Annotated in this window: 19 protein-coding genes; 10 read left to right on the top strand and 9 right to left on the bottom strand. The window is 68.9% G+C overall.

The genetic code is table 11. The features are described from left to right. The 3 genes from HPA02_RS18255 to hutI all read right to left on the bottom strand — a co-directional run. The coding region (locus tag HPA02_RS18255) for a hypothetical protein (protein ID WP_186809994.1) at positions 1-132 on the bottom strand (132 nt) is incomplete at its 3' end. 53 nt (positions 133-185) lie between these two features. Then, positions 186-1,145: a formimidoylglutamase gene (gene hutG / locus HPA02_RS13970; RefSeq protein WP_146803817.1), complete on the bottom strand. Its 960-nt coding sequence runs from the start codon at positions 1,143-1,145 to the stop codon at positions 186-188. A gap of 54 nt (positions 1,146-1,199) precedes the next feature. Further along, the gene (gene hutI, locus HPA02_RS13965) at positions 1,200-2,417 is read right to left on the bottom strand and encodes an imidazolonepropionase (RefSeq protein WP_146803816.1); all 1,218 of its coding nucleotides are present in this window, start codon (positions 2,415-2,417) and stop codon (positions 1,200-1,202) included. 336 nt (positions 2,418-2,753) lie between these two features. Here hutI and HPA02_RS13960 point away from each other — a divergent pair, with 336 nt between their 5' ends. Then, positions 2,754-4,088 carry a YjiH family protein gene (locus tag HPA02_RS13960; RefSeq protein ID WP_146803815.1) on the top strand — a complete coding sequence of 445 codons (1,335 nt, stop codon included), beginning with the start codon at positions 2,754-2,756 and terminating at the stop codon, positions 4,086-4,088. Positions 4,089-4,162: 74 nt separating this feature from the next. Here the strand turns inward: HPA02_RS13960 and hutC are convergent, their stop codons facing one another. From hutC to leuS, 4 genes are all read right to left on the bottom strand, one after another. After that, complete coding sequence (hutC, locus tag HPA02_RS13955; protein WP_146803814.1) at positions 4,163-4,879, bottom strand: histidine utilization transcriptional repressor HutC; 717 nt, start codon at positions 4,877-4,879, stop codon at positions 4,163-4,165. A gap of 138 nt (positions 4,880-5,017) precedes the next feature. Continuing rightward, a complete protein-coding gene (holA, locus tag HPA02_RS13950; RefSeq protein ID WP_146803813.1) occupies positions 5,018-6,076 on the bottom strand; it encodes a DNA polymerase III subunit delta in 1,059 nt (352 codons plus the stop codon). Between the two features lie 11 nt (positions 6,077-6,087). After that, the gene (locus HPA02_RS13945) at positions 6,088-6,579 is read right to left on the bottom strand and encodes an LPS-assembly lipoprotein LptE (protein ID WP_146803812.1); all 492 of its coding nucleotides are present in this window, start codon (positions 6,577-6,579) and stop codon (positions 6,088-6,090) included. A gap of 33 nt (positions 6,580-6,612) precedes the next feature. Next, positions 6,613-9,195, bottom strand: a complete 2,583-nt coding sequence (gene leuS, locus HPA02_RS13940; protein ID WP_146803811.1) for a leucine--tRNA ligase — start codon at positions 9,193-9,195, stop codon at positions 6,613-6,615. Between the two features lie 195 nt (positions 9,196-9,390). Here leuS and HPA02_RS13935 point away from each other — a divergent pair, with 195 nt between their 5' ends. After that, positions 9,391-9,903, top strand: coding sequence for a zinc ribbon-containing protein (locus HPA02_RS13935; RefSeq protein WP_146803810.1), 513 nt, complete (start codon positions 9,391-9,393; stop codon positions 9,901-9,903). A 9-nt stretch (positions 9,904-9,912) separates the two neighbouring features. On the opposite strand, the gene HPA02_RS13930 is transcribed toward HPA02_RS13935, so the two are convergent. After that, the gene (locus HPA02_RS13930; RefSeq protein WP_146803809.1) at positions 9,913-11,253 is read right to left on the bottom strand and encodes a hypothetical protein; all 1,341 of its coding nucleotides are present in this window, start codon (positions 11,251-11,253) and stop codon (positions 9,913-9,915) included. A 107-nt stretch (positions 11,254-11,360) separates the two neighbouring features. Continuing rightward, complete coding sequence (locus HPA02_RS13925) at positions 11,361-12,254, bottom strand: LysR family transcriptional regulator (protein WP_146803808.1); 894 nt, start codon at positions 12,252-12,254, stop codon at positions 11,361-11,363. Positions 12,255-12,629: 375 nt separating this feature from the next. Here HPA02_RS13925 and leuC point away from each other — a divergent pair, with 375 nt between their 5' ends. From leuC to trpB, 8 genes are all read left to right on the top strand, one after another. After that, a complete protein-coding gene (leuC, locus tag HPA02_RS13920; RefSeq protein ID WP_146803807.1) occupies positions 12,630-14,075 on the top strand; it encodes a 3-isopropylmalate dehydratase large subunit in 1,446 nt (481 codons plus the stop codon). A 3-nt stretch (positions 14,076-14,078) separates the two neighbouring features. Continuing rightward, complete coding sequence (leuD, locus tag HPA02_RS13915; RefSeq protein ID WP_146803806.1) at positions 14,079-14,726, top strand: 3-isopropylmalate dehydratase small subunit; 648 nt, start codon at positions 14,079-14,081, stop codon at positions 14,724-14,726. 36 nt (positions 14,727-14,762) lie between these two features. Next, positions 14,763-15,842 carry a 3-isopropylmalate dehydrogenase gene (gene leuB / locus HPA02_RS13910; protein ID WP_146803805.1) on the top strand — a complete coding sequence of 360 codons (1,080 nt, stop codon included), beginning with the start codon at positions 14,763-14,765 and terminating at the stop codon, positions 15,840-15,842. 239 nt (positions 15,843-16,081) lie between these two features. Beyond that, positions 16,082-17,197, top strand: coding sequence for an aspartate-semialdehyde dehydrogenase (gene asd, locus HPA02_RS13905; protein ID WP_146803804.1), 1,116 nt, complete (start codon positions 16,082-16,084; stop codon positions 17,195-17,197). A 161-nt stretch (positions 17,198-17,358) separates the two neighbouring features. Beyond that, entirely contained in the window at positions 17,359-19,758 is a 2,400-nt protein-coding gene (locus HPA02_RS13900) for a FimV/HubP family polar landmark protein (RefSeq protein WP_146803803.1), read from the top strand. A gap of 7 nt (positions 19,759-19,765) precedes the next feature. Continuing rightward, entirely contained in the window at positions 19,766-20,689 is a 924-nt protein-coding gene (gene truA, locus HPA02_RS13895) for a tRNA pseudouridine(38-40) synthase TruA (protein ID WP_146803802.1), read from the top strand. A gap of 4 nt (positions 20,690-20,693) precedes the next feature. Then, a complete protein-coding gene (locus tag HPA02_RS13890; protein ID WP_146803801.1) occupies positions 20,694-21,338 on the top strand; it encodes a phosphoribosylanthranilate isomerase in 645 nt (214 codons plus the stop codon). A 10-nt stretch (positions 21,339-21,348) separates the two neighbouring features. After that, entirely contained in the window at positions 21,349-22,563 is a 1,215-nt protein-coding gene (trpB, locus tag HPA02_RS13885) for a tryptophan synthase subunit beta (RefSeq protein ID WP_146803800.1), read from the top strand. The last annotated feature ends 5 nt before the right edge of the window (positions 22,564-22,568 follow it).

The following is a 22,568-nucleotide window of genomic DNA, read 5'->3' as shown; positions in this document are numbered from 1 at the left end:
CACGTCCGGGTGGAGGTTGTTCATCAGCATGCGCAGCGGCGCCTCGGTGAGCCAGCTCTTGCAGCTGAGCTCGGTACCGGTGGGGGCGCCGATCTGGCGGGACGGGTCGTGACGGGGGTCGCGTTGGGTCATGGGAGTCGCCTCGTTATTGCGTCGTTCGGTGATGGGTGTCGTGATGATGTGGCTTAGCCGTTAAGCGTCAGATGGTGAATCAGCCGCGCCGCCGCCCGGGCGGTGCGCTGGTCGATATCGACGTCGGGGTTGAGCTCGGCCAGGTCGACCAGCGCCAGCTTGCCGCTGTCGCGGACCCGGGTGAGCAGCGGTTCGAGCAGGGCCAGCGGCACGCCGTGGGCGGCGGGGGCGCTGACGCCGGGGGCCTCGCAGGCCGGCAACACGTCGATATCGAGGGTCAGGTAGACCAGGTCGCATTGGCCGATAAAGGCATCCAGCTCATCGCCGAGCCTTTCCAGGCGGGCCGGGGTGATCTCGTGGTCCTCGCGGACCAGCACGTCGAGCTCGGCGGCGCGGCTGAACAGCGCCCGGGTGTTGGCGGCCCGGCTGACGCCCAGGCAGGCGTAGCGGAAGGGCCAGCCGCGGGCCTCGCAGGCGTCGGCGATCTGGGCGAAGGGGGTGCCGGAGGAGCGCACCTGGGCCGGGTCGCGCAGGTCGAAGTGGGCATCGAAGTTGATGATGCCGACCGTTGGCACCGGGCCATCGCCGTCTTCCAGGTGACGGGCCAGGCCCGACCAGCTGCCGAAGGCCACCTCGTGGCCGCCGCCCAGCACGATGGGCAGGTGGCCCTGGCCCATCAGCTCGGCGACCCGCTCGGCCAGGCGCGCCTGGGCGGCCTCCATGTCGTCATCGCCATGGCAGGCGATATCGCCGGCATCATGGGCGGGGGCCTGGCGGTGCCAGGCCAGCGGCGCCAGCGCCTGGCGCAGGGCCCGGGGGCCCTTGGCGGCGCCGATGCGCCCCCGATTGCGGGCCACCCCGGCGTCACAGGCGAAGCCCACCAGGGCCACGCCCGGGGCGGCGCTAGGCTTGAGCGGTTCGATCACCTGGTGCCAGCGCAGGCTATCCGCCTCGGGATCCTCGCGGCCGGCCCAGGGGGACATATCGATGGTATCGAGATAGCTGGAATTCATGTCTCGCTCCTGGTGAATGGGGCTACCCCGGGGGCAGTCAACGCGACGTGGTGATCAGCCATGGGTCACCGCGCCGTTAACGACCCGCTGCTGCAGGCGGCCGGGTTGCACCGCATAGGCCAGGGCCGCCGGGGTCTCGACGCGCCACAGGCAGAGATCGGCCGGGGCGCCGGCCTCGATACGCCCGAGGCCGTGTTCGGCGAGTCCCAGGGCCCGGGCGCCATGGGCGGTCATGCCGGCCAAGGCCTCCTGGGGCGTCAGGCGGAACAGGGTGCAGGCGAAGTTGAGCATCAGGGTCGGATCGAAGATCGGCGAGCTGCCCGGGTTGGCGTCGGTGGCCACGGCCATGGGCACGCCGGCGTTACGCAGCGCCTCGATGGGCGGCAGCTTGGTCTCGCGCAGGGTGTGGAAGGCGCCGGGCAGCAGCACGGCGACGCTGCCGGCCTGCTTCAGGGCGGCCACGCCGGCCTCATCCAGGTACTCGATATGGTCGGCGGAGAGCGCCCCATGACGCGCCGCCATGGCGCTGCCCCCCAGGTTGGAGAGCTGCTCGGCGTGGGCCTTGATGGGCAGGCCGTGGGCCTCGGCGGCCGCGAAGACCCGCTCGCACTGGGCCACCGAGAAGGCGATGCTCTCGCAGAACACATCCACCGCATCCGCCAGGCCTTCGGCGGCGGCCGCCGGAATCATCTCTTCGCAGACCAGGCGAATATAGCCATCGCTGTCGTCCTGGAACTCTGGGGGGAGGGCATGGGCGCCGAGCAGGGTGGTGACCACCCGCACCGGCAGGGCCTCGCCCAGGCGCCGGGCGACCCGCAGCATCTTCAGTTCGTCGGCGACCGTCAGGCCATAGCCGGACTTGATCTCCACCGTGGTGGCGCCCTCGGCCATTAGTGCCTCGAGTCGCGGCCGGGCGGCGGCGAAGAGCGCCTCCTCGCTGGCCTCGCGGGTGGCGGTGACGGTGCTGAGGATGCCGCCGCCGCGGCGGGCGATCTCCGCGTAGCTGACGCCTTCCAGGCGCTGCTCGAACTCGTCGGCCCGGGAGCCGCCGAAGACCAGGTGGGTATGGCAGTCCACCAGGCCGGGGGTCATGACGCCGCCGCTGGCCATCGTCTCGCAGCCGGCGAGGGTCGCGGCATCGAGTTCGCTCATCGGCGCCACCCGCTCGATGCGCTCGCCGGCCACGATCACCCCCATGGGGGAGGGCTGGGTCTGCAGGCCATCGAAGAGGGTGATATCGCGCCACAGGCGGCGACTGGCTTGGGATGGCATGGCTGCCTCCTCACTGGGCTGGTTATGTATATACAATTAGCCTAGCCCGAAAAGGGCGTCAAGTCACCCCCGGTACGGCTCGCCGCTCGGGCGAGGTTTTGATCGTCAATCCTGTCAATTAAATATTAAAAATCAATGATTTATGTTTATTGCCACCGGTGGCTTTCGGCCAGGCAAGTCGCTATTTAGACCAAAGTTTAAGACATTTTGATAAGCATTCGGCCCAGGGTTTGTCTATTGTAATGTATATACAAGACACGGACGCCGCTCCCACTCCTTCTGCCCGAGGTGCGCTACCCAGGGCCCCGGGCCAACAATCACAAGCGAGGCGATCTTATGGACTCCCCCAAGGCATCCTCCCCGGCTCCCGTGCGACGCGGCGGCGCCGCCACCGTCCTGAAACTCTTCGTGCCCAGCCTGCTGGGTATCCTGATCTTCTTCGTGCCCATCGAGCTCGGCGGGCGCAGTACCATCCTGCTCGACCATATGGTCGGCGGGGCGCGGAGCCTGCTGGGAGACTTCAGCGGCTTCTATGCCCTGGCGCTGATCGTCGCCGGGGCCGCCTACCCGCTGATCAGGGGCTACTGGCGACGCAACCTCACCGAGCGCATCTTTACCGTGCTGAAGATCGCCGGGGTGGCCGCGGCACTGATGGCGCTGACCGGCTGGGGCCCGGCCTTCCTCCACGAGCCAGACATGCTGCCCTTCTTGTTCGACAAGCTGGTGATCCCGGTGGGGCTGATCGTGCCGATCGGCGCCATCTTCCTGGCGTTGCTGATCAGCTATGGGCTGCTGGAGCTGATCGGGGTGCTGGTGCAGCCGGTGATGCGCCCCATCTGGCGTACCCCGGGGCGCAGCGCCATCGATGCGGTGGCCTCCTTCGTGGGCAGCTACTCCATCGGCTTGCTGATCACCAACCGCGTCTATCAGGCGGGGCAGTACTCGGCCCGAGAGGCGGCGATCATTGCCACCGGCTTCTCCACCGTCTCGGCGACCTTTATGATCATCGTTGCCCGCACCCTGGACCTGATGGGGGTGTGGAACCTCTACTTCTGGCTGACGCTACTGATCACCTTCGTCGTCACCGCCATCACCGTGCGCCTGCCGCCGCTCGCCGGCATGAGCGACGACAAGCGTGATGGCGAGCCGACGTCCGTGCCCGGCAAGCGCCTGACCACCGCCTGGCGGACCGGCCTGGCGGTGGCCGAGCGGGCCCCGGGGCTGCATCGCAGCGTGGCGCTCAACTTCAAGGAGGGGCTGGTGATGGCCATCAGCATCCTGCCGTCGATCATGTCGGTGGGCCTGGCCGGCCTGTTGGTGGCCAAGTACACCCCGCTGTTCGCCTGGCTGGGCTGGCTCTTCTATCCCTTCGTGGCGGTCTGGGGACTGGCCGATGCACCGGCCCTGGCCCAGGCGGCCGCCTCGGGGCTGGCCGAGATGTTCCTGCCGGCGCTGCTGATGGCGGAGGCGGAGTTCGTGGCGCGCTTCGCCGCCGGGGTGGTCTCGGTGTCGGCGGTGCTGTTCTTCTCCGCCTCGATCCCCTGCATTCTCTCCACCAGCATCCCGCTCTCGGTGGGGCGCATGCTGGTGATCTGGTTTATCCGCGTGGCCTTGAGCCTGACCCTGGCGATCCCCACCGGCTACCTGGTGCAGGCACTGGCCGGCGTCTAGCCCCCGCGCCGACCGCGCCACGAAAAACGCCTCCCGGGTTTGGCCCGGGAGGCGTTTTCGTTGCCGGCGCCCGCCTAGTCGCGGCGGCTGCTGACCGTGGAGCGCAGCTTGTAGCGATCGCCGGGGTGAATCAGTCGCGCATAGCTAATCAGCTGATCGCCGGACCAGGTGCGGCGCACCATGCTCAGGCAGGGGGTGGCGGTATCGATGGCCAGCCAGTCGGCGGTCCGGGCATCCACCAGCACCGCCTCGACGATATGCTCGATATCGGTGATCGGGCAGGCCGCCACCAGCACCTCGTTGGGGGTCTGGCGGTCGAAGTCGCTGGCCAGGTAGTCGGGCACCCAGCGCGGATTGACGTAGCGATTCTCCAGCTGGATGGGGACCTCGTCCTCGTAGTGCACCAGCAGGGTATGGAAGACCCGGCTGCCCAGGCGCATGCCCAGGCGCAGGGCCACCTCGTCGTCCGCTTCGATGGCCTCCCGGGTCAGCACCTCGTTGCGGTAGGCGTGGCCCCGGCCGCGCACCTCCTCGGCGATATTGTGCACGTCGAGCAGCGGCGACTCCGCCTTGCGATCGGTGACGAAGGTGCCGAGCCCCGGCTGGCGGGTCAGGTAACCCTTCTGTACCAGGTCGCGGATCGCCTTGTTGGCGGTCATGCGGCTGACGCCGAAGTCTCGGGCCAGCTGCTCCTCCGGAGGAATCTGGTGGTGGGCCGGCCAGTCGCCGGCGTGAATCTTCTCCAGCAGATGCTGCTGGATCTGCAGGTAGAGCGGGGGGGAGCTACCCATGGGGTCGGTGTCCTTGCGCCGCAGGCGAATGTCTATACAACTAGTCTACCCGCTGTTTGCTCGCCAGGCATCCCCGCCCGGCGGCGGGGCAGGACGATCACGGTGGACTGGCCGAGGGCACTGGGGCAGGGCGAGGGGTCAGCCCACCTTGTAGGCGTAGGGGGACTCGGCCAGCGGGCCGCGGCCCCCGGCCAGGGTAAGCGCCAGGTCGTGGAGGCCGTCCCACAGCGGCACCGGGCTTGCGCCCTTGATGGCCAGGTCGAGGCGCTGGGCGAACAGCAGCAGCTTGTGCAGGCGCTTGGTGGGCAGGCGGTTCAGGGCCTGCTGATAGGCGGGGCGGCGCTTGTCGAAGATCGGTGGCTTCTGGGCCTTGCAGGCGTGCTCGAAGCTCTGCCCCTGGTCGAGGTGCTGATAGAGGGAGAGCAGGGTGCGCAGCTCCCGGGTCAGCACCCAGAGCACCAGGGTCGCCTCTATCCCCTCGCCGCGCAGCCCGGCGAGGATCCGCGAGGCGCGCTCCCGCTCGCCGCGTAGGCAGGCGTCGCTCAGGGTGAAGATATCGTAGCGGGCGCTCTCCTCGACACCGCCGGCGATGGCCGCGGCATCGAGGCGCGCCCCGGGGGGCGTCAGCAGGGCCAGCTTCTGCAGCTCCTGATCGGCGGCCAAGAGGTTGCCCTCGGTGCGCTCGCCGAGCAGGCGGGCGGCCTCCATGTCCAGGCTCAGGCCATGGCGGGCGGCCCGGTCGCGCAGCCAGAACCCCAGGCGCTGGTGATCCACCGGCCACACCGGGACGAACAGGCCGAGCTTGTCGAGGGCCTTGAACCAGGCGCTCTTCTGCTCGCGGAAGTCGAGCTTGCCCATGCTCAGCAGCAGGATATTGTCGCTACCCTCGAGGCCCTCGGCATAGGCCTTGAGGGCCTTGGCGCCCTCCTGACCCAGCTTGGCACCGCCCAGGCGCAGCTCGATCAGCTTGGCGGAGGCGAACAGCGACAGGCTGGCGCTGGCCTCCAGTAGCTGGCTCCACTGGAAGCCCTGCTCCACATGCAGCACCTCCCGCTCCTCCACGCCCCGGGCGCGGGCGGCGGCGCGCACGGCATCGCAGGCCTCCTGATGCAGCAGGGGCTCCTCGCCGGCGACGATCACCACCGGCGGCAGCGAGCGGCTCAGCGCCTCGGGCAGCTTGTCGGGAAAGACCTTCATGGCGGCGCTGCCTATTCCTGCCCGGCCAGGGGGCGCAGGCGTTCCAGCAGGCGAGACGCGGCCTCCCGGCGCAGCTGGGCCTCGGCCTCGCGGCGTTGGTCGTCGGCGGCCAGCAGGTTGGCCTCGTTGATATGCAGGCGCCGGCGGACCCCGAGGGTCTCCCGGGGAAGCAGGTAGGCGCCGTCCGCGACCCGCTGCACCGAGAAGGGCACCTCGAGGATCAGCTCGATCTCGCGATTGCCGCTCTCCGCGATGCCCAGGGGGCGCTCGCGCAGGTGCTCGGCCCCCAGGTTGAGGCGCAGCGCCGCCGACTCGTCCAGGCGGGTGCCGGCCTGGTCCAGGCGCTCGCGCACCGCCTGGGCCAGGTCGTCATTGGCGGCGGCCAGGTGCAGGGCCTCGGGGCCGCCGCCGGCTTGCAGGCCGCGTAGCCGAAAGCCGCAGCCGCTCAGGCCGAGGCCGGCGACACCGGCCAGGGTCAGGCGTAGAAAGTGACGCCGTTGCATCTTGGCTCTCCTTGGCCCATGGCAGGGGTGGGCCTAGCCCACCACGATATTGACCAGCTTGCCGGGCACCACGATCACCTTGCGGATCGTCTTGCCCTCCAGGTGACGCTGGACGTTCTCGGCGCCCAGGGCCTCGGCCTCCACCGACGACTTGTCGGCATCCGGGGCGACCTCGATGCGTGCCCGCAGCTTACCGTTGACCTGCACCACCAGTTCGATGCTGTCGCGGGCCAGGGCGGACTCGTCGAGGCGCGGCCAGGCGGCGTCGATGGCCGGCCCGTCGTGGCCCAGCTCGGCCCAGAGGGCATGGCCGATGTGCGGGGTGATGGGGGCCAGCAGCAGCACGCAGGCCTCCACCGCTTCCCGGGCCACGGCCAGGCCCTGGGGCGTGGTGTCGTCGAACTTACCCAAGGCGTTGGCCAGCTCCATCACCGCGGCGATGGCGGTATTGAAGGTGGTGCGGCGACCGATGTCGTCGCTGGCCTTCTTGATGGTCTCGTGAGTCTTGCGGCGCAGGTCGCGCTGGGCATCGTTGAGGCTGGCGGTGTCCAGCGGCGCCGGCTCGCCGGCGGCCAGGTGCTCGCCGACCAGGCGCCACAGGCGCTTGAGGAAGCGGTTGGCGCCCTCGACCCCGGAGTCGGACCACTCGAGGGACTGCTCCGGCGGGGCGGCGAACATCATGAACAGGCGCACGGTGTCGGCGCCGAAGCGTTCGATCATCGACTGGGGGTCGACGCCGTTGTTCTTCGACTTGGACATCTTCTCGATGCCGCCCATCGCCACCGGCTGGCCGTCGTCGATCAGCAGCGCGCTCACCGGGCGGCCCTTGTCGTCGCGCTTGACCTCCACGTCGGCGGGGTTGAACCAGGTCTTGGCGCCGTTGGCTTCTTCCCGGTAGAAGGTCTCGGCGATCACCATGCCCTGGGTCAGCAGGCGCTGGAAGGGCTCGTCGGAGTCGACCAGGCCGAAGTCGCGCATCAGCTTGTGGAAGAAGCGCGCATAGAGCAGGTGCAGGATGGCGTGCTCGATGCCGCCGATATAGAGGTCCACCGGCAGCCAGTAGTTAGCGCGCTCGTCGAGCATGGCGTCCGGGTTGTCGGCGCAGCAGAAGCGCGCGTAGTACCAGGAGGACTCCATGAAGGTGTCGAAGGTATCGGTCTCGCGCACCCAGCCATCGCCCAGGTCGGAGAATGCCGGCATCTTCTTGAGCGGCGAGCCGGAGGCGTCCACGGTGACTTCCTGGGGCAGGGCCACCGGCAGCTCGTCGTCGGAGAGCGGCACGGTCTGGCCCTCGGGGCCGTACTTGACCGGAATCGGCGCGCCCCAGTAGCGCTGGCGGGCCACGCCCCAGTCGCGCAGGCGGAAGTTGGTCTTGACCTCGCCGACGCCCTTCTCGGCGAGCTTGGCGGCGATGGCATCGAAGGCCGCCTCGAAGTCGAGGCCGTCGAACTCGCCGGAGTGGATCAGGCGGCCGTATTCCACGTAGGCGCCTTCGGAGAGGTCGGGGGCCTGGCCGTTCTCGTCGCCGATCACCGCCTCGATGGGCAGGCCGTACTTGGTGGCGAACTCCCAGTCGCGCTGGTCATGGCCGGGCACCGCCATCACCGCGCCGGTGCCGAACTCCATCAGCACGAAGTTGGCCACGTAGACGGGCACCTCGCGGCCGGTCAGCGGGTGGATCGCCACCTGGCCGGTGGCCATGCCCCTCTTCTCCTTGGTGGCCAGCTCCGCCTCGGAGGTGCCGCCCCGAGCGCACTCCTCGCAGAAGGCGGCGAGCTCGGGGTTGCCCTCGGCGGCGTCACGGGCCAGGGGGTGCCCCGCGGCCACCGCCACATAGGTGACCCCCAGCAGGGTGTCGGGGCGGGTGGTATAGACCGATAGCGGCTCGGCGGGGGTGCCATCGGCGGCCTTGATGTCGAAGCTCAGCTCCACGCCCCGGGACTTGCCGATCCAGTTGCGCTGCATGGTCTTGACCTGCTCGGGCCACTCGACCTTATCGAGATCGGCCAGCAGTTCCTCGGCATAGTCGGTGATCTTGAGGAACCACAGCGGGATCTCCTTGCGCTCCACCAGGGCGCCGGAGCGCCAGCCACGGCCCTCGATCACCTGCTCGTTGGCCAGCACGGTCTGGTCCACCGGGTCCCAGTTGACGGTGGACATCTTCTTGTAGACCAGCCCCTTCTCCACCAGCTTGGTGAAGAACCACTGCTCCCAGCGGTAATAGTCGCTGTCGCAGGTGGCGAACTCGCGGCTCCAGTCGTAGGCGAAGCCCAGGGCCTGGAGCTGGTTGCGCATGTAGTCGATGTTCTCGTAGGTCCACTTGGCCGGCGGTACCTGGTTCTTGATGGCGGCATTTTCCGCCGGCATGCCGAAGGCGTCCCAGCCCATGGGCTGCAGCACGTTCTTGCCCTGCATGCGCTGGTAGCGGGAGACCACGTCGCCGATGGTGTAGTTGCGCACATGACCCATGTGTAGCTTGCCGCTGGGGTAGGGGAACATCGACAAGCAGTAGAACTTCTCGCGATTGGCGTCTTCGACGGCCTTGAAGCACTCGTTCTTCACCCAGAACTGCTGGGCATCGCGTTCGATCTCATGGGGGTTGTACTGTGCGTCCATCGGTTCGGTCTGTCACCTTGTGGAGGGGGATGGCGTAAGCGTTGGCGCGATCCGGGCGCCGCCGTGGGTAGACTATGTTACAACTGTCGAAACGGCGGCTTGGCACCATCGAATGGGGCACAAGCATACCTTAGTAAGGTCCTGTCAGGTAAGGGCCTGGCCCGGCGCCAGGCCGGTGGAACCAAGGAGCGCACCATGAGCGAGCACAAAGAGCGGGAGCATCGGCTGCGGGAAGGCTATGAGCGCATGTTGGCGCGCTTGCAGCATGGCGCCGACGAGCTCTCCTGGGAGGCCCTGCAGCAGGAGCTGGACGAGGCGGTGGAGTTCGAGGCGGAGCTCGAGGAGTTCACCAAGGACGAGCTCTCCCTGCTGCGCGCCTGGGTCGAGCGCGACCTGCGCGAGATGCGCCGCTACCTGGCGGCGGGGGGGCAAGGCGTGGCCAGTTGGCTGGGCATCGACCTCTCGGTGCTGTCGCGCAAGGTCACCGATGCGCTCTTTTCCATCGCCGACCGTTCGGTGATCGAGCGTGAGCGGCTCAGCGACGACCTGGAGGCGGCCCGGGCCGACTACTGCGAGGGCGAGATCGCCGCCCCCGGGCGCATGGCCTGCGTGCACTGCGGCGCCCCCGTGGAGCTGGAAGGCGTGACCCGTATCGAGGCCTGCCACCAGTGCGGGCACCGCTACTTCGCCCGTGCCTCGGAAGCGTAGCAGGGGCGGCTAGAGCAGCCGGTCCAGCGCGAAGATCACCGCCACCACCAGCAGCGACATCAGCGCCGCATAGCCGAGGTTATGGCGCATCATGGTGTAGCCGCTGCTGCCGTAGCGCCCCTGCAGGGAGAGGTTGATCCCCGACAGGGGCCCCACGGCGGTTCCCACCCCCCAGGCCGCCAGGGCCACGAAACCGAGCAGGGTCAGGCGGCTGCCCTCCGGGTCGATCAGCGAGGCCAGGGTCGAGACCCCGATGATCGGGTGCAACCCGGCGATGGCGCTGGCGATGATCGCCAGGTAACTGAGGGCCGCCTCCTTGGCCCCGAAGTGCGCGAAGAGCACCCACTCCCCGCCGCTGGCGGCACTCACCCAAGCGGAGAGTCCCTGGGTGAAGAGGCCGGCACACAGGAACAGCGAGATCTCCCCGCGCATCGCCGGCAGCCGCAGGCGGGCATGATCCAGGACGCGGCGAGTCGTCCAGCGGGGGCCCCTGGGCAGGTTACTGGCCAGGGCCACCGCCGGCAGCAGGAAGGTGATCAGGCTGACGATGGAGAGTCCCGGCGTCAGCCCATAGTGGAAGACCAGCACCAGGGCCGCCATGGCGCCAGGCATCAGCAGGTTGGTGGGGGTCAGGGCGTGGCCCGGGGTCTGGGAGAGGTCGAAGCGCCGCCCCAGCTCCAGGCAGGTGAAGAGGCCCGAGGCGAGCGCCAGGGGCAGGCCGAAGGCGAGGATCCAGCCGTAGCTCATCTGCGGCGCCACGGTGAGCGCCACCCCCATGGAGGCGAAGAAGGGCGACCAGAGGGCGGCGCTGGAGAGGCCGCGATTGAGGGTCAACAGCTGCGGTGTGGTCAGTTCGCCCCGGGCACGCAGCCGGTCCCCGACCATAAAGACCGTGGAGAGGTTGAGGATGGCGCCGAGCAGATGCACGCTGAGCCAGGTCTGGGCGATGCCGCGCCGACCGGTGACCCGCCGCCGGGGCGCCGCCGGCGGGCGGGTGCCGAGCAGGCCCAGAAAACTCACCCCCACCAGCATGGCCACCACATAGACGTTGCCCTCCAGGCTGCGGGCCCAGTCGATGGCCGCCCCGTGGCGGAGCTGGCTGAGCAGCAGCAAACCGCCCCCGAGCAGGGCCAGGGCGCCAGCCTGAAGGCGGTTACGCCGGGGAATGTCTCTCCACAGCAGTGCCGTCGCCGCCCAGAACAGGTAACTGACCCAGGGGGACGGCAGGGGCAGTGGCGTGAAATGAAGGATCTGGGCGATCAGGCCCAGCAGCAACAGCAGGCCGGCGACGACCCGGCGCGGGGTGGGGCGGGGCTGGTGGAGCGGGGGCGGTGTAGCCGGTTGGGACACGGAGGCTCTCTTGGTTAGGGGTGGTTGGCCTGGCAAGCAACGACTGGCTCGGGGCGGCCCGCCGGCGGCGAGGCCGGCGTCGGCGCAAAGATTAGCATCCTAGCGGCCTATTGCCAGCGCCTGGCCTCGGGGCTGCGCGCCGCCTCCAGCATCGTCAGCATGGAGCGGGCGGCATTGGAGAGGGTGCGGCTCTTGTGCATCAGGTAGCCCAGGGGGCGCTGGATGGGCCGGTGGTCGATGGGCAGCACCTCGATCTCGTCGTCGATCAGGCTCTCCGGCAGCACGCTCCAGCCCAGGCCGATGGCGACCATCATCTTGAGGGTCTCCAGGTAGTTGGTGGAGAGTGCCACCTGCACCTTGAGCCCCTCCCGGGCGAAGGTGTCGACGACGATACCCCGGGTGAAGGTCAGATGCCCCGGCAGCACCGCATCGAAGGTGGAGAGGGCCGATAGCGCCAGGCGTTGGCGACCGGCCAGAGGGTGGTCGCGGCCGCAGACGAAGCGCAGCTGGTCGACCCAGACCGGCACCACGGTGAGGTCGGGGGCGGGGGAGGGCGCCAGGGTCACCACCGCCAGCTCCAGTTCGCCGTCGAGCACGTCCTGGTAGGCCTGCTCCGAGTCGAGGAAGCGCATGTCCAGGCGCACCTCCGGGTGGGCCTGGGTATAGGCCTTGAGGATCGGCGGCAGGCGGTGCAGGCCGATATGGTGGCTGGTGGCCATGGTCAGGCTACCGCCCACGTCGCCGCTGAGGTTGCCGATGGCGCGGCGGCTGTCGTCCACCATCACCAGGATCTGGCGGGCCCGGGGCAGCAGCAGGCGGCCCGCCTCGGTGAGGCTGACTCGCCGGCCGATGCGATCGAAGAGCCGCGCGCCGACCTGGTCCTCGAGGCCGGCGATGCGCTTGCTGACCGCCGGCTGGGTGAGGTGCAGGTGTTCGCCGGCCAGGGAGAAGGAGCCGTGGTCGGCCACGGCGAGAAAGGCCTGAAGGCTCTGGGTATCCATTGCAAGGCTCCGAACGGTGTAGAGCGTGGATAAGTGCTTTCTTGAGGGGCGGGGCTACTCTGGGTAAGGCCATCGCAAAGACGCTGTGAACCCTTCCCTGGGCGCTCGACTTTTTCCTGTGAAGCTACGCTATCCTGCTCCGCTTCCAGGGCCGGGGTAAGCCATCCATGGCTTACCCGTTCGGAGCCGTGCTCCTCACCCATAAAAAAGACGCTTTGCTTTGGCCTTCCCCAGCGCCCCTTGTGCAACAATTCATTGTATTCCATGTTGGAATCCAAAGGATAAAGAACATGAATTGATTTTATGGATGCCACCCCCTAGTCTCGAGCCATCAGAGAAGCGCGGGCAACGAGCCCGCCCCTGGAGGAGACCCCCATGGCAGGCCAGACGCTCTACGACAAGTTGTGGTCACAGCACCTGGTAAAGGAACGTGACGACGGCACCGCCCTGATCTATATCGATCGCCACCTGCTCCACGAGGTGACCTCGCCCCAGGCCTTCGAGGGCCTGCGCCTGGCGGGCCGTAAGCCCTGGCGCCTGGACGCCAACCTGGCCACCCCGGACCATAACGTCCCCACCACCGTGGTGGAGCGGGCCCGGGGCAATGCCGGCATCCAGGACCCGGTGTCGCTGATCCAGGTGCAGACCCTGGACGACAACTGCGAAGCCTTCGGCATCGAGGAGTTCAAGATCAACGACGCCCGCCAGGGCATCGTCCATGTGGTGGGCCCGGAGCAGGGCGCTACCCTGCCGGGCATGACCGTGGTGTGCGGCGACTCCCATACCGCCACCCATGGCGCCTTCGCGGCCCTGGCCCACGGCATCGGCACCTCCGAGGTGGAGCATGTGCTGGCCACCCAGTGCCTGCTGGCCCAGAAGATGAAGAACATGCTGGTGCGGGTCGAGGGCGAGCTCGGCCTCGGCGTCACCGCCAAGGACATCGTGCTGGCGGTGATCGGTGAGATCGGCACCGCCGGCGGCACCGGCTACGCCATCGAGTTCGCCGGCAGCGCCATTCGCGGCCTCTCCATGGAAGGCCGCATGACGGTCTGCAACATGGCCATCGAGGCGGGGGCTCGGGTCGGCCTGATCGCGGTGGATGACACCACCATCGACTACCTCAAGGATCGCCCCTACGCGCCCAGCGCCGCCCAGTGGGAGGCCGCCGTGGCCGACTGGCGTGGCCTGGTCTCCGACGAGGATGCGGCCTTCGACAAGGTGGTGGAGCTGGATGCCGCCGCCATCGAGCCCCAGGTGACCTGGGGCACCAGCCCGGAGATGGTCACCGGCATCTCCGGCGAGGTGCCCGACCCCGAGGCCCAGGCGGACGCCACCCTGAAGAGCGGCTACCAGCGCGCCCTGGAGTACATGGGCCTGGCCGCCAAGCAGAAGATCACCGATATCAAGCTCGACAAGGTGTTTATCGGCTCCTGCACCAACTCGCGGATCGAGGACCTGCGCGAGGCGGCCAAGGTGGCCAAGGGCAAGAAGGTCGCCGACTCCGTCCAACTGGCCATGGTGGTGCCGGGCTCCGGCCTGGTGAAGCGCCAGGCCGAGGCCGAGGGCCTCGACAAGATCTTCGTCGAGGCGGGCTTCGAATGGCGCGAGCCGGGCTGCTCCATGTGCCTGGCCATGAACGCCGACAAGCTGGGCGCCGGCGAGCACTGTGCCTCCACCTCGAACCGCAACTTCGAGGGTCGCCAGGGCTACGGCGGGCGTACCCACCTGGTGAGCCCGGCGATGGCCGCCGCCGCCGCCATCGCCGGTCACTTCGTCGATGTGCGTACCCTCGAATCGAACCGCGCCGCCCAGGAGGCCTGAGTCATGCAGAAATTCGAACGTCAGCAGGGGCTGGTGGCGCCCCTCGATCGGGCCAACGTGGACACCGATCTGATCATTCCCAAGCAGTTCCTCAAGTCGATTCAGCGTAGCGGCTTCGGCGTCAACCTCTTCGACGAGCTGCGTTACCTGGACGAGGGCCAGCCGGGTCAGGACTGCTCGCAGCGTCCCCTCAACCCCGACTTCGTGCTCAACCAGACGCGCTACCAGGGTGCTAGCGTGCTGCTGGCTAGGCGTAACTTCGGTTGCGGCAGCTCCCGGGAGCACGCCCCCTGGGCCCTGGCCGACTTCGGCTTCCGGGTGGTGATCGCGCCGAGCTTCGCCGATATCTTCTACAACAACGCCTTCAAGAACGGCATCCTGCTGATCACCCTGCCGGAGGAGGCCGTCGACCGGCTGTTCCGCGAGGTCGAAACCAACGAGGGCTATCGCCTCGACGTGGACCTGGAGCAGCAGCGCATCACCACGCCGAGCGGCGAGATCCTCGAGTTCGCGGTGGACGCCTTCCGCAAGCACTGCCTGCTCGAGGGGCTCGACGATATCGGCATCACCCTGCAGGACGAGGACGCCATCCGCGCCTTCGAGAAGAAGCATCGCGCCGACCGTCCCTGGCTGTTCCGCCAGGCCGGCTGAGCCCCGTATTCATCGATTCAAGGGAAGAGACACCTGATGAGCCGCAAGATTCTCGTTCTGCCGGGCGACGGTATCGGTCCGGAAATCACCCGCGAGGCGGTCAAGGTCCTTAAGGCCTGCCAGGCCAAGGGCCTGGACGTGACCCTGGAGGAGGGCCTGGTGGGGGGCGCCGGCTACGACGCCCACGGCGAGCCGCTGCCCGCCGCGACCCTCGACAAGGCCAAGGCCGCCGACGCCATCCTGTTGGGCGCCGTGGGTGGTCCCCAGTGGGACACCCTGGAGGACCTCGCCAAGCGTCCCGAGAAGGGTCTGCTGGGCCTGCGCAAGAACCTCGGGCTGTTCGGCAACCTGCGCCCGGCGCTGCTCTACCCGCAGCTGGCCGAGGCCTCGACCCTCAAGCCCGAGGTGGTCTCCGGCTTGGATATCCTGATCGTCCGCGAGCTCACCGGCGGCATCTACTTCGGTCAGCCCCGGGGCATCGAGGAGCGCGACGGCGAGCGGGTCGGCTTCAACACCTACGTCTACTCGGAGTCGGAGATCGAGCGCATCGGTCGCCTGGCCTTCGAGATGGCCCAGAAGCGCGGCAAGAAGCTGTGCAGCGTCGACAAGGCCAACGTGCTCGAGGTGACCATCCTGTGGCGCGAGATCCTGGAGCGCCTGGCGCCGGAGTACCCGGACGTGGAGCTCTCGCACATGTACGTGGATAACGCCGCCATGCAGCTGGTGCGCGCGCCCAAGCAGTTCGATGTCATCGTCACCGGCAACATGTTCGGCGATATCCTCTCGGACGCCGCCGCCATGCTCACCGGCTCCATCGGCATGCTGCCCTCGGCGTCCCTCAACGAGAGCGGCCAGGGCATGTACGAGCCGTGCCACGGCAGCGCCCCGGACATCGCCGGCCAGAACATCGCCAATCCGCTGGCCACCATCCTCTCGGTGGCGATGATGCTGCGCTACTCTCTGGGGGAGACCGCCCTGGCCGAGCGCATCGAGACCGCCGTGGGGCAGGTGCTCGACCAGGGCCTGCGCACCGCCGATATCGCCTACCCGGGCACCCGCCAGGTTTCCACCACCGAGATGGGCGACGCCGTACTGGCCGCCTTCGAGGCGCTCTAAGGCACCGCCCCTAGCGATTGGCAAGTCGAGGAGCGCTGGGGGTAGGGTGAAGCAAAGCGTCTTTTTCATGGACGAAAAAGTCGAGCGCCCAGGGAAGGGTTCACAGCGTCTTTGTGCAGTCCTGCCCCCAGAGTCGCTCCGAGCTTCTAGAGCGCCCTCGGTATTTCCGCGCCCGTGGCACCCGCGGGCGCTACCTCCTCCGAGCGGGGAGGCACACTTATTTTCAGGAGGACATTCACATGTTGAAAGTCGGTTTTGTCGGTTGGCGTGGCATGGTCGGTTCCGTGCTGATGCAGCGCATGGTGGAAGACGGAGACTTCAAGGGCATCGAGCCGATCTTCTTCACCACCTCCCAGGTCGGGCAGCCGGGGCCGGACGTCGGCGTGGAAGTGCCCCCCCTCAAGGATGCCTTCGACCAGGAGGCCCTCAAGGCCCTGGACGTGGTCATCACCTGTCAGGGTGGCGACTACACCAAGGCGGTCTATCAGGACCTGCGTCAGGCCGGCTGGAAAGGCTACTGGATCGACGCCGCCAGCACCCTGCGCATGGCCGACGAGGCGACCATCGTCCTCGATCCGGTCAACCGCCATGTGATCGATGCCCAACTGGCCCGTGGCGCCAAGACCTTCGTCGGCGGCAACTGCACCGTGTCGCTGATGCTGATGGGCCTGGGCGGGCTCTTCGAGGCCGATATGGTCGAGTGGATGACCTCCATGACCTATCAGGCCGCCTCCGGGTCCGGCGCCAAGCATATGCGCGAGCTGCTCAACCAGATGGGCGCCCTGCGCGACAGCGTGGCCTCCGAGCTGAGCGATCCGGCCAGCGCCATCCTGGATATCGACCGCAAGGTCACCGCGGCCATGCGCGGCGGCGACTTCCCCACCGAGAACTTCACCGCGCCCCTGGCCGGTAGCCTCTTGCCGTGGATCGATACCAAGCTCGATAACGGCCAGAGTCGCGAAGAGTGGAAGGGCAGCGTCGAGACCAACAAGATCCTCGGCCTCGACAACAACCCGATTCCCATCGATGGCCTCTGCGTGCGTATCGGCGCCATGCGCTCCCATAGCCAGGCCTTCACCATCAAGCTGAAGCAGGACGTGCCCCTGGACGAGATCGAGGAGCGCATCGCCAAGCACAACGACTGGGTCAAAGTAGTGCCCAACGACAAGGAGGCGACCATCGCCGACCTGACCCCGGCGGCGGCCACCGGCACCCTCACCGTCCCGGTGGGGCGCCTGCGCAAGCTGGCCATGGGCGGTGAGTACCTGTCCGCCTTCAGCGTCGGCGACCAGCTGCTGTGGGGCGCCGCCGAGCCCCTCAAGCGGATGCTCAAGATCCTGCGCGAACAGCGCTAAGCATCGCCTGGCAATGCCACAAACGCCTCCTTCGGGAGGCGTTTTGCATCATGGCTCCCTTGTACAGTAGGCGTTGAAACGCAATGGGAGGGCGCCAAGGAGGCCTGTATCAGAGGTGTTACACTGACCGATAGTGACGCTTCAGCCATAGGTGGGTCGCCATGAAACGCAAGCTCAAGGGTGTCGTGCTGCTCGGCCTCTCCCTGGCCACCCCCCAGGCCCTGGCCCTGGGGGTCGGGGCCCTGGAAGTGCACTCCCATCTGGGGGCGCCGCTGGAGGCCACCATTCCCCTCTATGACACCCGGGGCCTCGACCCGGCGGGCTTCCAGGCGCGCCTCGCCGACGCCCAGACCTATGCTCGGGCCGGCCTGCCTCGCAGCGCGCCGCTCGGTGATCTCGACTTCCGGGTCGAGCGCCGCGGCGAACGCCTGGTCTTGGTGCTCGACTCGCGACGGCCGATCAATGAGCCCTACTTGGACCTACTGATCGATCTGGCATGGCCGGGCGGCCAGCAGCTGCGCCAGATCACCCTGTTGCTGGATCCCCCGGGCTATCGTCCCCTGGTCGAGCCCGCCGCGCCCCGGGTGCCGGCCACGCCCGCGACCCCGGCGCCCGCCGCGGTACCTCCGCTCGCTGCCTCGCCGGCCGCCCCTTCCCCGGCGGCCCAGGCCCAGGGCGATCCCGCCTTCGTGCGCTCCGGGGACACCCTCTGGGCGGTGGCCAGCCGGCTGCGTCCGGATCGCGACGTCGGCATGCAGCAGATGATGCTGGCCCTGGTGGCGGCCAACCCCGAGGTCTTCCCCAACGGCAATATCAACCAGATGCGCGCCGGCTTCACCCTGAGCGTGCCGCGCCGCGAGGCCCTGGTGGCGATCTCTCCGGCCGAGGCGGAGCGGCTGGTGCAGGCCCATCATCGGGCCTGGGCCAATCGCGGCGGCGGGGCGCCGGCGCCGGTGGCCATGCCGGCGCTTGACGAGGCCCTGGCCCCTCGAGAGGCAGCGTCTCCCGAGAGTGATGAGGCCGCGGCGCAAGCCGAGGCCGAACCCGGCTCCGAGGCATCGGGTGGCGAGACTCCGGCGTCCCCCGCCGAGTCGGCAGCGCCCGCCGCTCGCGAGGCGGAAGGCGAGGCCGTGGCGTCAAGCGCCGGCGACGAGCAGGCCGCGCCGCGCCTGGTGCTGCTGAGCGATGCCGAGCTGGCCGCGGAGCAGTCGGCGGGCCAGGCCGACCAGGAGGGCGCCGGCGAGCCGGCCTTCGGAGCGTCCGTCGCCGAGGACGCCAAGGCGGCGGCCCTGGCCGCGACGGATGGGCTGGCCGAAGAGGAGAGCGTGGTCGAGGTCGCACCGACGCAGAGTGGCGAGCCGCTGCTGGCTCAGTCATCCGCGGCGGGGGAGGGCGAGCCCCGTCCCGCGGTGGCCTTGGCCGAGCTACGCGAGGAGCGGGATGAGCTGCGTGGCGAGATTACCGCCCTGCGCGACGAGATGGCCGCCCTGCGCGAGCAGCTGGCGACCCTGGTCGCCGGCGGCGGGGCCGATGGGGCCGGGCTCGGTGGCGTCGTGCCGCCCGATAGCGCGACGCCTGCCGAGGGCGCCCCGGCTCAGGATCGTCCCTGGTGGGGTGCGCTCTGGGCCGGGGCCCGGAATCATACCCTGGCCCTGGGCGGTGCCGCCCTGGCACTGCTGCTGGCGCTCTGGGCGCTGCTGCGCCGACGTCGCGAGGAGGACGAGGGGCAGAGTTTCGCCGAGCGCTATGCGGCGAGCCCGGTGCCGGAGGGCGATCCCGCGCGGGCCGTGCCCGGCCCGGTTCAGACCGAGCGTCGCGCCATTCCCGAGGCCCAGGCGATCAGCGAGGCGGATATCTTTATCGCCTACGGTCGCTATGACCAGGCGCGGGAGCTTCTCGAGGCGAGCCTGGCCCGCGACCCCGAGCGCGACGACCTGCGCTTGAAGCTGATGACGGTACTGGTGGAGCAGCATGACTGGGCGGCGGCGCGCCGCGAAGGCGAGCGGCTCGAGGCCCACGGCGATCCCGCCCTGGCGCCCGAACTGGCCCGCCTGCAGGCGCGTATCGGCACGGAAGGGGGCGAACCGGAAGGCGCATCCGTCGAGCCCGATGGCGAGGCGGCTCAGGCCGAGTCGTCGGGACGGCGCATCGAGTCCCCCCGGGAGCACCAAGGCGAGCCGAGCGCCGCGGAGGCCGAGGCGCCCCGGAGCGAGTCGCCGGAGCGCATCATCGACTATCGCCCGCCGCGGGTCGAACCCGCCGAGCCGCGGGGCGAGACGCCCCGGCAGCCCGAGGTGGAGTTTACGCCCGGCGACGAGCCGGCCAACGGCGAGATTCCCCACGATTGGGAGGTGGAGGAGCTGGCCTTCCCGGCCTCGGATCTGGATAATAAGGCCTCCGCCGCTGCCCCGGCAGCGCAGCGGCTCCTGGCCGAGGCCCAGGCCTTGCTCGAGACGGGCGAGCGCGAACGGGCCGCCGAGCTGCTGGCCCGCGTCGTGGCCGACGGCGATGACCAACGACGGGAGCAGGCGCGGGCCCTGATCGCCCAGCACAACCTCTGATGAGCCGATGCCCCTGTTCGAGCCCCTAGACGAGACCCGCCCCCTGACCGGACGCCTGGCCCTGGGCGTGGAATACGATGGCAGCGCCTACTGCGGTTGGCAGCGCCTCAAGCATGCCGCCTCGGTGCAGGCCTCCCTGGAGGATGCCCTGTCCAAGGTCGCCGCGGCCCCGGTCAAGGTGCTGTGCAGCGGTCGCACCGACAGCGGGGTGCATGCCACTCGCCAGGTGCTGCATTTCGACCCGCCGGCGGCCCGCTCCCAGAAGGCCTGGGTGTTCGGCGCCAATGCCAACCTGCCGCGGGATATCGCCGTGCGCTGGGTGCACCCGGTCCCCGACGACTTCCATGCTCGCTTCAAGGCCCTGGCGCGGCGCTACCGCTACGTGATCCTCAATCAGCCCAGTCGTCCGGTGCTGGAGCGTGCCAATGTCACCTGGTGTCGCGACCCCCTGGACGCCGAGGCGATGCACCGCGCCGCCCAGGTGCTGGTGGGCGAGCACGACTTCTCGAGCTTCCGCGCCGCCGGTTGCCAGTCGAAGAGCCCCTGGCGGCACCTGCACTTTATCGAGGTGCATCGCCATGGTCCCCTGGTGGTGATCGACGTCCAGGGCAACGCCTTCCTGCATCATATGATTCGCAATATCGCCGGCGCCCTGGTGGCGGTGGGGCGTGGCGAACAGACCGAGACCTACCTGGCCGAGTTGCTGACCCTGAAGGATCGCGCCCAGGGCGCCGTGACCGCGCCGGCCTGTGGCCTGCACTTCGTCGACTCCCTCTATGACGAGGCCTATGGGCTGCCCGCCGAGCCGCTGGGGCCCAATCTGCTGGCCTTCCTTGGCGAGTGGACCGGCGAGCGCCCCCTGCCGGACTGCCCCATGGTCGAGTACCGCCGCGGTCGCCCGCTCGTCTCCCTCATCGCCACCGAGGAGTAAGCCCATGCTGCAACGTACCCGGGTCAAGATCTGCGGGCTGACCCGCGAGGCGGACGTCGACGCCGCCGTGGCCGCCGGCGCCGATGCCCTGGGCTTCGTGATGTGGCCGGGCAGCAAGCGCGGCATCGACCCCGAGCGCCTGGCCGCCTTGAGCGCCCGAGTGCCGGCCTTCGTCACCCGGGTGGGGCTCTTCGTCGACCAGGACCCCGCGCTGATCGGCCGCTGCGCCGAGCACCTGGACCTGCTGCAGCTCCACGGCCAGGAGTCTCCCGAATTCTGCGCGAGCCTGCCACGGCCCTGGATCAAGGCGCTGCGCATGCGCGAGGGCCTCGATCTGCACGCCGCCGCGGCGGACTACACCGGCGCCCGGGCCCTGCTGCTGGACGCCTACAAGCCCGGCGTGCCGGGGGGTACCGGGGAGACCTTCGACTGGTCGCGGATCCCCGCAAGCCTGGCAAAACCTGTTATTCTCGCGGGAGGCTTGAGCGCCGACAATGTCGGCCAGGCGATCGCCGCGGTGCAGCCCTTCGCCGTCGATGTCTCCGGCGGGGTGGAGCACGCCCCCGGGGTCAAGGACCCCGCCAAGATCGCAGCCTTCCTGCGCCAGGTACTCCTGAGCCATCCCATCCAAGCCCAAGCGACCCTGTGAGGTGTCTTTCGTGACCAAGTTCAGCGACCTGACCCGACTGCCCGATGCCCGCGGCCATTACGGCCCCTATGGCGGCCGGTTCGTATCGGAAACGTTGAGCTTCGCCCTGGAGGAGTTGGAGAGCATCTACGCGAGCCTTCGCGACGATCCCGACTTCCAGGCCGAATTCGACCGTGACCTGGCCCATTACGTGGGTCGTCCCTCGCCGCTCTATCACGCCGAGCGATGGTCACGGGAACTGGGTGGCGCGCAGATCTGGCTCAAGCGGGAAGACCTCAATCACACCGGTGCTCACAAGGTGAACAACACCATCGGCCAGGCCCTGCTGGCCAAGAAGAGCGGTAAGCCGCGGGTCATCGCCGAGACCGGCGCCGGCCAGCACGGCGTGGCCACCGCCACGGTGGCGGCGCGCCTGGGCCTCGAATGCGAGGTCTACATGGGCGCCGAGGACGTCGAGCGCCAGAAGCTCAACGTCTATCGCATGCAGCTGCTGGGGGCCAGGGTGATTCCGGTGGAGTCCGGCACCCGCACCCTCAAGGACGCCATGAACGAGGCGCTGCGCGACTGGGTTACTAACGTCGACAACACCTTCTACATCATCGGCACCGTGGCCGGCCCGCACCCCTATCCGATGCTGGTGCGCGACTTCAACGCCGTGGTGGGCCGCGAGGCGCGCCGCCAGTCCCAGGAGCAGATCGGCCGCCTGCCGGATGCCCTGGTGGCCTGCGTCGGCGGCGGCTCCAACGCCATGGGGCTCTTCTATCCCTTCGTCGAGGACGACGAGGTCAAGATGTATGGGGTCGAGGCGGGCGGCGACGGCGTCGAGACCGGTCGCCACGCCGCGCCCCTGGCCTCCAATGCGCCGCGCGGCGTGCTGCATGGCAACCGCACCTACCTGATGTCCGACGAGGCGGGGCAGGTCAGCGACACCCACTCCATCTCCGCCGGCCTGGACTACCCGGGGGTCGGCCCCGAGCACGCCCTGTGGAAGGACGTGGGCCGGGTCGAGTACGTGACCGCCAACGACGACGCCGTGCTCGAGGCGTTCCGCGAGCTGACCCGGGTCGAGGGCATCATGCCCGCGCTGGAATCCGCCCATGCCCTGGCCCATGCCAAGGTGCTGGCGCCGACGATGCGCCCCGATCAGCATATCGTGGTCAACCTCTCCGGCCGCGGTGACAAGGACATCATGACCGTCGCCAAGCTCGACGGCATCGTACTCTAAGGACG

The organism is Bisbaumannia pacifica (genome assembly GCF_007989625.1).
Taxonomy (GTDB): domain Bacteria; phylum Pseudomonadota; class Gammaproteobacteria; order Pseudomonadales; family Halomonadaceae; genus Bisbaumannia; species Bisbaumannia pacifica.
This window is presented reverse-complemented; position numbering and strand designations above follow the sequence as displayed.

Excerpts from the sequence above, each read along its gene's own strand:
- asd (WP_146803804.1), top strand. The coding sequence starts at position 16,082 with ATGTTGAAAGTCGGTTTTGTCGGTTGGCGTGGCATGGTCGGTTCCGTG.
- leuB (WP_146803805.1), top strand. The coding sequence starts at position 14,763 with ATGAGCCGCAAGATTCTCGTTCTGCCGGGCGACGGTATCGGTCCGGAA.
- hutG (WP_146803817.1), bottom strand. The coding sequence starts at position 1,145 with ATGAATTCCAGCTATCTCGATACCATCGATATGTCCCCCTGGGCCGGC.
- hutI (WP_146803816.1), bottom strand. The coding sequence starts at position 2,417 with ATGCCATCCCAAGCCAGTCGCCGCCTGTGGCGCGATATCACCCTCTTC.
- truA (WP_146803802.1), top strand. The coding sequence starts at position 19,766 with ATGCCCCTGTTCGAGCCCCTAGACGAGACCCGCCCCCTGACCGGACGC.
- leuD (WP_146803806.1), top strand. The coding sequence starts at position 14,079 with ATGCAGAAATTCGAACGTCAGCAGGGGCTGGTGGCGCCCCTCGATCGG.
- holA (WP_146803813.1), bottom strand. The coding sequence starts at position 6,076 with ATGAAGGTCTTTCCCGACAAGCTGCCCGAGGCGCTGAGCCGCTCGCTG.
- leuC (WP_146803807.1), top strand. The coding sequence starts at position 12,630 with ATGGCAGGCCAGACGCTCTACGACAAGTTGTGGTCACAGCACCTGGTA.
- HPA02_RS13900 (WP_146803803.1), top strand. The coding sequence starts at position 17,359 with ATGAAACGCAAGCTCAAGGGTGTCGTGCTGCTCGGCCTCTCCCTGGCC.
- hutC (WP_146803814.1), bottom strand. The coding sequence starts at position 4,879 with ATGGGTAGCTCCCCCCCGCTCTACCTGCAGATCCAGCAGCATCTGCTG.
- HPA02_RS13960 (WP_146803815.1), top strand. The coding sequence starts at position 2,754 with ATGGACTCCCCCAAGGCATCCTCCCCGGCTCCCGTGCGACGCGGCGGC.
- HPA02_RS13945 (WP_146803812.1), bottom strand. The coding sequence starts at position 6,579 with ATGCAACGGCGTCACTTTCTACGCCTGACCCTGGCCGGTGTCGCCGGC.
- HPA02_RS13890 (WP_146803801.1), top strand. The coding sequence starts at position 20,694 with ATGCTGCAACGTACCCGGGTCAAGATCTGCGGGCTGACCCGCGAGGCG.
- HPA02_RS13935 (WP_146803810.1), top strand. The coding sequence starts at position 9,391 with ATGAGCGAGCACAAAGAGCGGGAGCATCGGCTGCGGGAAGGCTATGAG.
- HPA02_RS13925 (WP_146803808.1), bottom strand. The coding sequence starts at position 12,254 with ATGGATACCCAGAGCCTTCAGGCCTTTCTCGCCGTGGCCGACCACGGC.
- leuS (WP_146803811.1), bottom strand. The coding sequence starts at position 9,195 with ATGGACGCACAGTACAACCCCCATGAGATCGAACGCGATGCCCAGCAG.